Raw genomic sequence first — 9,015 nt, 5'->3', positions numbered from 1 at the left:
AACCAAGCCCCCACCCACCGACCGGCACACGCACGCGACGCCCGGCCGATGCCCGAAGCCAGGCGTGGACCCCGCCCCCCGGACCGCCCTCCGAGTGTGAAAAGGCGGCCTCCGCCGCCGGGTCAAGGGTGGGCGCAGCCCATCGCGCAGCGACGCGACGAAGGAGCGCCCTTGACCCGGTGGTGGAGGACGCCACACTCGGAAAGAGGGCGGCCGCACCCGAGGCACACCCGAAACCCCCACCCCAGACACCTCACCCCCGCCCCTCCGGCGCCGGCGGTTCCACCGGTGGCGCGTCCCTGAACCTTCGCCGGTCGCGGGCTCCCGGCGGGGCGTCCGCAAGGCGGACCACCGTGCCGTCGCGGCCCGCCACCACCGGCTTCGACGAGCGGGCCGCCTTCGCCTGGTACTGGGCCGCGTCCGCGAGGCGGAAGAGGCGGCGGGCCGACCTGAGCGGACCGATCGGGTCTCCCGTGGACGCCACCCCGCACGCCACGCCCTCGCCGAGTTCCAGCTCCGCCGCCCGTACGCAGAGCTCCTCCGCGACCGCCACCACCTCGTCCGCCGTCGGGCCGACCGTCAGGAGGCAGAACTCGTCGCCGCCGAGGCGCGCCGCCAGAGCGCCGGGGAGCATCGCCCCGCAGCGGGAGAGGACGGATCCGAAGCGTTCGAGCAACCGGTCGCCCACCGCGTGGCCGTGGGTGTCGTTGACCCGCTTGAGGCCGTTCAGGTCGCAGACCAGCAGGCTGACCACGGAGCCGTCCACCCGGTAGCGCTCGATCGCCTCGTCCAGGCGGGTGTCCACGGCCCGCCGGTTGGCCAGTCCCGTCAAGGGGTCGGTGAACGCGAGCTTGCGGACCTCCTCCAGGCGTTCGGCCTGGGCGATGCCCGCCGCGACCACCGCCGCGAGCACGGTGGCGAAGTCGGCGTCCGCGCGGGTGAAAGGTTTCTCCTGTGGTGGGCGGGCCACGTACAGCTCGCCCCACGCCCGTCCGTGCAGCACGATCGGGGCGACCACACAGCATCCGCGCCCCCGCCGCCGCAGGCCGGCCACCCGGCCCGTCGGGACCGGGTCGTCGGCGGTCTCCACCCAGGCGTCCGGCTCACCGCCGCCCGCCCACTGCTCGTGGAGGAACTCGGTGATCTCGGGGAACTGGTGCACCGGATACGTCTCCGAGTCCGGGAACTCCTCCTCGCCCACGGCCCGCGCCCCCGCGTTCACCAGGACCTTGAGGCGCCCGTGGTCCCGCTGCCAGACGGAGAGGGCGGCGAAGGTGCCGTCGAGCCCGTCGCAGGACCCGAGCGCCGCCGCCCGCCAGAACTCGCGTGGAGTGTGCGCCGCCGCCATCCCCTGCGCCAGCGCCACTACGGCCCGCAGCCGTCCGTCCTCACCCATTCCTCCAGCTTAGGGAGGTTTGATGCGTTTTCACCTTCGAGACGTCACCGTAAGTGACATTTGGTGCAGAACGGTAGAACTCACTCACCCGGCCAGTTCGGCTTCCGCTTCTCGTTGAAGGCCGCCACGCCCTCCGCGCGGTCCCCCGAGAACGCCACCGAACGCCACGCCGCGTCCTCGACCTCGAGGGCGGCCCGCAGGTCCAGGCCCTGCCCCAGCCGCATGGCCTTCTTCGCCGCCCGCAGCCCGACCGGCGAGTTCGCCGCGATCCGGCCGGCGAGCTCCAGGGCCGCCGTCCGCGCGTCCTCCTCCAGGAGGTCGACCAGGCCCAGCTCACGGGCCTCCGCGGCCTCCACCCGGCGGGCAGTGAAGACCAGCTCGGCGGCGCGCGCCGCGCCCACCCGGCGCGGCAGCAGCTGCGTACCGCCGCCGCCCGGGATGACGCCCACGGACACCTCGGGGAGGCCCACCACGGCGGTCGCGTCGGCCACGATGACATCGCAGGCGAGCGCCAGCTCGAAGCCGCCGCCGAGGGCGAAGCCGTGCACGGCGGCGACGGTCGGCATGGGCAGCTCCAGGACGCCGGTGTAGGCGGCGCGGGCGGTCGGCCGCTGGCGGACCAGCTCGGCGTCGGTGAAGGAGTTGCGCTCCTTGAGGTCGGCGCCGACGCAGAAGGCGCGGTCGTTCGAGGAGGTCAGCACGGTGACGCGGACCGAGGGGTCGGCGGCGAGCGCCTCGCAGGCGGCGCCGAGGGAGCGGGCCATCTCGGAGGAGACGGCGTTCATCGCCTTGGGCCGGTCGAGGACCAGTTCGGCGACGTGCCCGTTCCCGTCCTTCCGGACCACCACGAACTCACCGAAGCGCTGCTCGGACATGACCGCACCCTCCCGATTCAGAGCCTGTTAACGGCTGTTAACAGGCGTGCACGGGAGATCCTAGGTCGGGCGGCGGGTCAGGAGCCAGGGTTCGACGACGCCGAGACCGCGGACGGGCCGCTGCCACATCGGCTGGAGCGCGAAGCGGTACGTGGCGGCCTGGCGGCCCTCCTTCTCCGCCTGGGCGGCCTCCTCGGCGGCCTGCGTCTCCGAGACGGGCGCCTCGCCCGTCCGGGACAGCTCCTCCGCGAGCGCGCCGTCGACGAGGACGGCGTCCTTCGGCGCTATCGAGGTGAGCCGGCTCGCCAGGTTCACCGTCGTGCCGAAGACGTCGCCCATCCGGGTCGTCACGGTGCCGAAGGCGATGCCGACGCGCAGCGCGGGCATCGTCTCGTCGTGGCCGAGGGTCTCGATCAGGCGCAGCGCGATCTCGGCGGCCGTACCGGCGTCGTCCGCCGCGTACAGGACCTCGTCGCCGAGGGTCTTGATGAGCCTGCCGCCGTGCGCGGCGACCAGGTCGGCGCAGGTCGTCTCGAAGGCCTCGACGAGCTCGCCGAGCTCCTCCTCCTCCAGGCGGCGGGTGAGCCGCGTGAAGCCGACCAGGTCCGCGAAGCCGACCGCGAGCCGCCGGTCGACCATCTCCTCGTCGTCGGCGGCCTGCACGAGCACCCGGCCGGTGGCGGCGGCGAGCTGCCGCCGCCAGACGTAGATGAGGAACTCCTCCAGCTCGGGCAGGAGCAGCTCGACCAGCGGATACGTGACCTCGGTCCGGGTCATGCCGGGCTCGGGCGGCTCGGTGAGGCCTTCCAGGAAGGAGTCGATCTGCCACTCGGCGAGCCGTGCGGTGGTCTGTCCGGTGGAACGGGCGACCTGTACGGCCATCGGCTCGCTGAGCAGTCCGGCCTCGACGAGACCCGCCAGTCGGCGCAGGGCGAGGACGTCGGCCTCGGTGAGCGCCTTGGCCTGGCCGATGTCGGCGAAGCCCATGGCGCGCCAGAAGCGGGAGGCGAGTTCCATGGAGACGCCGGCCGTGCGGGCGGCCTGGAACGGGGTGTAGCGGCGGTCCGCGCCGAGGATGAGCTGTTCGAGGCGGATGGCGAGCGGATCGTCGCTCGGCTCGGCCGTGTGGTCGACCTCGTGATGGGGGGTGGGGTACGCGGGAGGCTCGGGCGCGCCGCCCTCGTTCTCGTCGTCGACGGTCACCGGCCGCCTCCTGCCCGTTCCCTGCCCACTTGCCCTGCCGATCTGTCGCCCTGGATCGCGGTCCACGATACGACAGCTGTGGCTTGGCTCACGCCTTAACGGCTGCCGCCTGTGTTCCTGGACCTGTCGTGCGGGCCCTCCGGTCGTACGCGGCCCCTCGGACGCGGGGCCCCGGGGTCGACGCATCTGGAGGGCGCCGCGCGTGTGTGTGGTGTGCCCACCCGTTCCTCCCCCGAGGACTACGTCCAGGGGGGACCCCCAAGCGGATCGATTGCCCACACCGAGGTAGCGGGCGTCAGCCCGCCTACGTCCGCAGGTGGACGATGTCGCCCGCGCCCACCGCTTCCTGGCCGCCGCCCTCTGTCGCGACCACCAGGCGGCCGTCGCCGTCCAGGGCTACCGCTTCGCCCTCCAGCATCCGCTCGCCCGGCAACTCGGCCCTGACGCGGCGGCCGAGGGTCGCGCAGTCGGCCGTGTAGGCCGCCTGGAGGCCGGATGCGGCGGGGTCGCCGTCGGCCCGTACCCAGTCGCCGTACCACTCGGCGAGGGAGCGCAGGACGGCGCGCAGGAGGGTGTCGCGGTCGGTGGAGACGGCGCCGGCGAGGAGCAGCGATCCGGCCGCCGGGACGGGGAGTTCGTCCTCACGGAGGGTGACGTTGATGCCGAGGCCGACGACGATGCCGTCCGCTCCGGCGCGCTCGGCGAGGATGCCGCCGGTCTTGCGCTCCTCGCCTCCGACGGAAACCAGCAGGTCGTTGGGCCACTTGAGGGACATGTCGACTCCGGCGGACTTCGCGAGGCCGGTCGCGGCGGCGACGCCGGTGAGCAGCGGGAGCCAGCCCCAGCGGTGGACCGGTACCTCCGGCTTGAGGAGGACGGAGAGGAAGAGCCCGGAGCGGGCGGGCGCCGTCCAGCTGCGGTCGAGGCGGCCTCGGCCGGAGGTCTGCTCCTCGGCGACGAGTACGGCGCCCTCGGGCAGCTCGTCGGCGCGGGCGGCGAGGTCGCTGTTGGTGGATCCGGTGCTCGTGACCACGTCGAGCGAGGTCCACAGGCCGTCGGGAAGGACGAGGGCGCGGCGCAGTGCGGGGGCGTTCAGCGGGGGCCGGTCGAGGTCGGACCAGGGTCCGCCGGAGCCTTGGGAGGACGTCATGCAAGCCAGACTAGGTGTGGCAAAGACCGCAGTGCCGAACCGTATCGGCGTCGATACGCTACGGCTCAGTAGCTGAGCAGTAGCCCATTCGTAGTCAACGAACCCCCCGTGACCAGGCAGGGAGCCGCATCCCGATGTCCGAGCCGGCAGAGCAGTACGAGATTGACATTCACACGACCGCAGGCAAGATCGCGGACCTCAAGCGCCGTATCGACGAGGCCACTCATGCCGGCTCGGCGCGTGCGGTGGAGAAGCAGCACGCAAAGGGCAAGCTGACCGCGCGCGAACGGATCGCGCTGCTCCTCGACGAGGGGTCGTTCGTCGAGCTGGACGAGCTGGCCCGGCACCGGTCGACCAACTTCGGTCTGGAGAAGAACCGTCCGTACGGAGACGGTGTCGTCACCGGCTACGGCACGGTGGACGGGCGCCCGGTGGCCGTGTTCTCGCAGGACTTCACGGTCTTCGGCGGGGCGCTGGGCGAGACGTACGGCCAGAAGATCATCAAGGTGATGGACTTCGCGCTGAAGACGGGCTGCCCCGTCATCGGCATCAACGACTCCGGCGGCGCGCGCATCCAGGAGGGTGTGAGCGCGCTCGGCATGTACGGCGAGATCTTCCGCCGCAACACCCACGCCTCGGGGGTGATCCCGCAGATCTCGCTGGTCGTCGGTCCGTGCGCGGGCGGCGCGGTGTACTCCCCGGCGATCACCGACTTCACGGTGATGGTGGACCAGACCTCGCACATGTTCATCACGGGTCCCGATGTCATCAAGACGGTGACCGGTGAGGACGTGGGCTTCGAGGAGCTGGGCGGTGCCCGGACGCACAACGCGACCTCGGGCGTGGCGCACCACATGGCGGGGGACGAGAAGGACGCCATCGAGTACGTGAAGTCCCTGCTGTCCTACCTTCCGTCGAACAACCTGTCGGAGCCGCCGACGTTCCCCGAGGTCGCGGAGACCGAGGTGACGGACGAGGACCGGGAGCTGGACACGCTGATCCCGGACTCGGCGAACCAGCCGTACGACATGCACCGGGTCATCGAGCACGTCCTCGACGACGGTGAGTTCCTGGAGACGCAGTCGCTGTTCGCGCCGAACATCCTGACCGGCTTCGGCCGGGTCGAGGGTTTCCCGGTGGGTGTGGTCGCGAACCAGCCGATGCAGTTCGCGGGGTGCCTGGACATCGACGCGTCCGAGAAGGCGGCGCGGTTCGTCCGCACCTGCGACGCGTTCAACATCCCGGTGCTCACGTTCGTGGACGTGCCGGGCTTCCTGCCGGGCGTGGACCAGGAGTACGGCGGCATCATCCGGCGCGGCGCGAAGCTGATCTACGCGTACGCGGAGGCCACGGTGCCGCTGATCACGGTGATCACGCGGAAGGCCTTCGGCGGCGCGTACGACGTGATGGGCTCCAAGCACCTGGGCGCGGACCTGAACCTGGCGTGGCCGACGGCGCAGATCGCGGTCATGGGCGCGCAGGGCGCGGTCAACATCCTGCACCGCAGGACGATCGCCGAGGCGGAGGATCAGGAGGCGGAGCGGGCGCGGCTGATGCGGGAGTACGAGGACGCCCTGCTCAACCCGTACACGGCGGCCGAGCGCGGGTACATCGACGGTGTGGTCATGCCGTCGGACACGCGCCCGCAGATCGTGAAGGGGCTGCGTCAGCTGCGGACGAAGCGGGAATCCCTGCCTCCGAAGAAGCACGGCAACATCCCGCTCTAGGCCTCCCCGGACCTGACCCTTCAAGGAGTCGACATGATCAAGGTCGTACGAGGAAACCCGACCCCGGAGGAGTTGGCCGCCGCACTGGCGGTGGTTCAGGCGCGGGCCGCGGCGACGGCGGCGGCGTCCGCCGGGGGCGGCGGCCCCGCGGTGCCGGAGGGCTGGTCGGACCCGTCCCGGATCGCGCAGTCGGTGCGCCACCGGCCGGGCCCGCGGGCCTGGGCGCGGTCGTACTGGCCGGTGTAGCCGGTCGTGGAACGGTGAGAAGGGCCGGACTCCCCCCGTGGGGGTCCGGCCCTTCTCACGTCCTGCTGGTGTGCCGTCCCGGCCACGCGTCACGTGCGGCGCAGGAAGAGGCCGGCCAGGACGGCTCCGGCGGCGACGATCGCCGCGTTCACGAGGACCGCGAGGCCGATGCCGTCGAGGAGCACGGGTGCGGTGACGACGACGGCGCTCATGATCGGCGTGCCCATGGTGATGCCGATCTGCTGGGTCATGGTCGCGAGCCCGGTCGCGGTGCCCTGCTCGTGGTCGGGGATGCCGGAGGTGGCGGTGACCATGAAGCCGACGATGGCGAGCATGTTGCCGATGCCGCCGGCGAAGGTCGCCGCGAGGAGCAGCCAGAGGCTCCCCGGGCCCTCGCCGAGTCCGTACAGGGAGAGGGTCGCGACGGCCTGGAGGATGCCGCCGGAGACCAGGGCCGTGCGGGCGCCGAAGCGGCTGATGAAGCGGGAGGCGAACACCCCGCCGAGGACCGTGCCCGCGCCGAGGACGCCGAAGGAGAGGCCGGCGGCGAGCGGGGAGAAGTCGAGGACGTCCTGGAGGTAGAGCGTCATCAGGAAGACCAGTGAGGTCTCGGTGACGAAGGCGACGAGTCCGGCGAGGTTGCCCCAGACGACGGTGCGGCGCTTGAGGATGTGGATCGGGACGAGGGGGGCGGCGGCCCGGCGTTCGACGAGGACGAAGGCGACCAGGAGCGCGGCGCCGGCGGCGAGGGAGATGAGGGCGGTCGGGTCGGTCCAGCCGTGTTCGCCGCTGACGGTCAGGCCGTAGACGAGGGCGAGGAGTCCGCCGGTGACGGTGATCGCGCCGGGCACGTCGAGGCGGGGGCGGACGGCCGGGCGGCTCTCGGTGAGGACCGCGGGGGCGACGAGGAGGACGGCGAGGGCCACCGGCACGTTGACGAGGAACGCCCAGCGCCAGGAGAGCAGGTCGGTGAGGACGCCGCCGAGGATCGCGCCGGTGGTGAAGCCCGCGGACATGAGGGCGCCGTTGAGTCCGAGCGCGCGGGCGCGCAGCGGGCCCTCGGGGAAGGAGGCGGTGAGCAGGGAGAGCCCCGCGGGGGTGACGGCGGCGGTGGCGAGGCCCTGGGCGACGCGGGCGGCCATCAGCATCTCGGGGCCGGTGGCGAGGCCGCCGACGAGGGAGGAGACGCCGAGGAGTGCCATGCCGCCGAGGAAGAGCCGGCGGCGGCCGACGAGGTCGGCGACGCGCCCGAAGAGCAGGGTGAATCCGGCCGCCGCGAGGGCGAAGGCGGTGGCGATCCACTGGAGGCCGCCGAGGCTGAAGCCGAGTCCCTGACCGATGACGGGCAGTGCGACGTTCAGGATCGAGAAGTCGACGGCGAGCATGAACTGGGCGAGGAGGAGGACGACGAGGACGAGCCGCATCCGTCCGGTCATACGGGCGTCCGCCGGCCCGGCGGCGGGGGCCGCGGGCTGTTCGACGGGCTGGGGGTGATCCAGGGCAACCATGCGTACGACCCCTTAATGGGAGACGGGTTCCGTTAAGATGTCCCGTACCGTAGCAGAGTCGATGGCGTTAATGGAACAGGAGACCCATTTGACTGAGAGCCAGCCGGCCTCGCCCGGCACCCTGCGCCCCGGTGGCCGCACCGCGAAGGTCCGCAGGGCCGTCCTCGACGCCACCCAGGACGCGCTCGCCGACACCGGCTTCCACGCCCTGAACATGGACCGGATCGCCGCGACCGCGGGCGTCGGCAAGACCACCGTCTACCGCCGCTGGGGCTCCCCCGTCGGCCTGGTCACCGACCTCCTGCACGACATGGCCGAGCAGTCCCTGCCCGCCTCCGACACCGGCAGCCTCGCTGGCGACCTGCGGACCAACGCCGAACTCGTCCGCGCCACCCTCACCGACCCGCGGATGGGCGCCGTCTTCCGCGCGGTCATCGCGGCGGCCGCCTGCGACGAGGACTGCGCCCGCGCCCTCGCCGACTTCTACCGGACCCGGCTCGGCGAATGGGCCCCCGTCGTCGCCAAGGGCGCGGCCCGCGGCGAGATCCCCGCGGAGACGGACCCGACCGAGCTGCTCCGCGCCGTCTCCGCGCCGCTCTACTACCGCTTTGCGGTCACCCGCGAGGAGGTCACGGCGGACGTGGCGGAACGGGCGGTCACGGCGGCGCTCGCGGCGGCGCGGGACGGGGTGTTCATCCGGGCGTAGGGGGTGTCCTGTCGATCAGGCCCCGCGAGCCCGGCATGATCGGCAAGACACCCCCCTAGCCCGGGGGCGGTCTTCCGTTCGCCCGCGAATAGTCCCTCGGCACCGGGGCGCCTGAGTATCCGTACTCAGGCGCCCCCCCCCCCCCCCCCCCCCCCGACGCCCCAACGAGGGGGGATCATAAAAAAAAAAAACCCACACACCCAC

Annotated in this window: 8 protein-coding genes; 3 read left to right on the top strand and 5 right to left on the bottom strand. The window is 72.3% G+C overall.

Going from position 1 to position 9,015, the window contains the following annotated elements:
* Window positions 1–253 precede the first annotated feature (253 nt).
* The 4 genes from ACFQ79_RS36380 to ACFQ79_RS36365 all read right to left on the bottom strand — a co-directional run bounded on the left by ACFQ79_RS36380 (window position 254) and on the right by ACFQ79_RS36365 (window position 4,624).
* Window positions 254–1,396: a diguanylate cyclase domain-containing protein gene (locus tag ACFQ79_RS36380; protein WP_383591526.1), complete on the bottom strand. Its 1,143-nt coding sequence runs from the start codon at window positions 1,394–1,396 to the stop codon at window positions 254–256.
* Between the two features lie 80 nt (window positions 1,397–1,476).
* The gene (locus ACFQ79_RS36375; RefSeq protein ID WP_383591523.1) at window positions 1,477–2,271 is read right to left on the bottom strand and encodes an enoyl-CoA hydratase/isomerase family protein; all 795 of its coding nucleotides are present in this window, start codon (window positions 2,269–2,271) and stop codon (window positions 1,477–1,479) included.
* A gap of 60 nt (window positions 2,272–2,331) precedes the next feature.
* Window positions 2,332–3,474 (bottom strand): adenylate/guanylate cyclase domain-containing protein, encoded by a 1,143-nt coding sequence (locus tag ACFQ79_RS36370; RefSeq protein ID WP_383591520.1) that lies wholly within the window; start codon window positions 3,472–3,474, stop codon window positions 2,332–2,334.
* 304 nt (window positions 3,475–3,778) lie between these two features.
* The gene (locus ACFQ79_RS36365) at window positions 3,779–4,624 is read right to left on the bottom strand and encodes a biotin--[acetyl-CoA-carboxylase] ligase (protein ID WP_383591517.1); all 846 of its coding nucleotides are present in this window, start codon (window positions 4,622–4,624) and stop codon (window positions 3,779–3,781) included.
* 134 nt (window positions 4,625–4,758) lie between these two features.
* Between ACFQ79_RS36365 and ACFQ79_RS36360 the strand changes: the two genes are divergently transcribed.
* Entirely contained in the window at window positions 4,759–6,351 is a 1,593-nt protein-coding gene (locus ACFQ79_RS36360) for an acyl-CoA carboxylase subunit beta (protein WP_383591514.1), read from the top strand.
* Between the two features lie 33 nt (window positions 6,352–6,384).
* A complete protein-coding gene (locus ACFQ79_RS36355; protein ID WP_383591511.1) occupies window positions 6,385–6,597 on the top strand; it encodes an acyl-CoA carboxylase epsilon subunit in 213 nt (70 codons plus the stop codon).
* Window positions 6,598–6,686: 89 nt separating this feature from the next.
* On the opposite strand, the gene ACFQ79_RS36350 is transcribed toward ACFQ79_RS36355, so the two are convergent.
* The gene (locus ACFQ79_RS36350; protein ID WP_383591508.1) at window positions 6,687–8,105 is read right to left on the bottom strand and encodes an MFS transporter; all 1,419 of its coding nucleotides are present in this window, start codon (window positions 8,103–8,105) and stop codon (window positions 6,687–6,689) included.
* A 37-nt stretch (window positions 8,106–8,142) separates the two neighbouring features.
* On the opposite strand from ACFQ79_RS36350, the gene ACFQ79_RS36345 reads away from it, so the two are divergent.
* Complete coding sequence (locus tag ACFQ79_RS36345; protein ID WP_383591505.1) at window positions 8,143–8,811, top strand: TetR/AcrR family transcriptional regulator; 669 nt, start codon at window positions 8,143–8,145, stop codon at window positions 8,809–8,811.
* Window positions 8,812–9,015: the final 204 nt, after the last annotated feature.

The organism is Streptomyces sp. NPDC056480, from assembly GCF_042795405.1.
In the GTDB taxonomy this organism is placed as follows: domain Bacteria; phylum Actinomycetota; class Actinomycetes; order Streptomycetales; family Streptomycetaceae; genus Streptomyces.
Note: the sequence above shows the minus strand (reverse complement) of the source record. Positions and strands in the feature narration are given on the sequence as shown.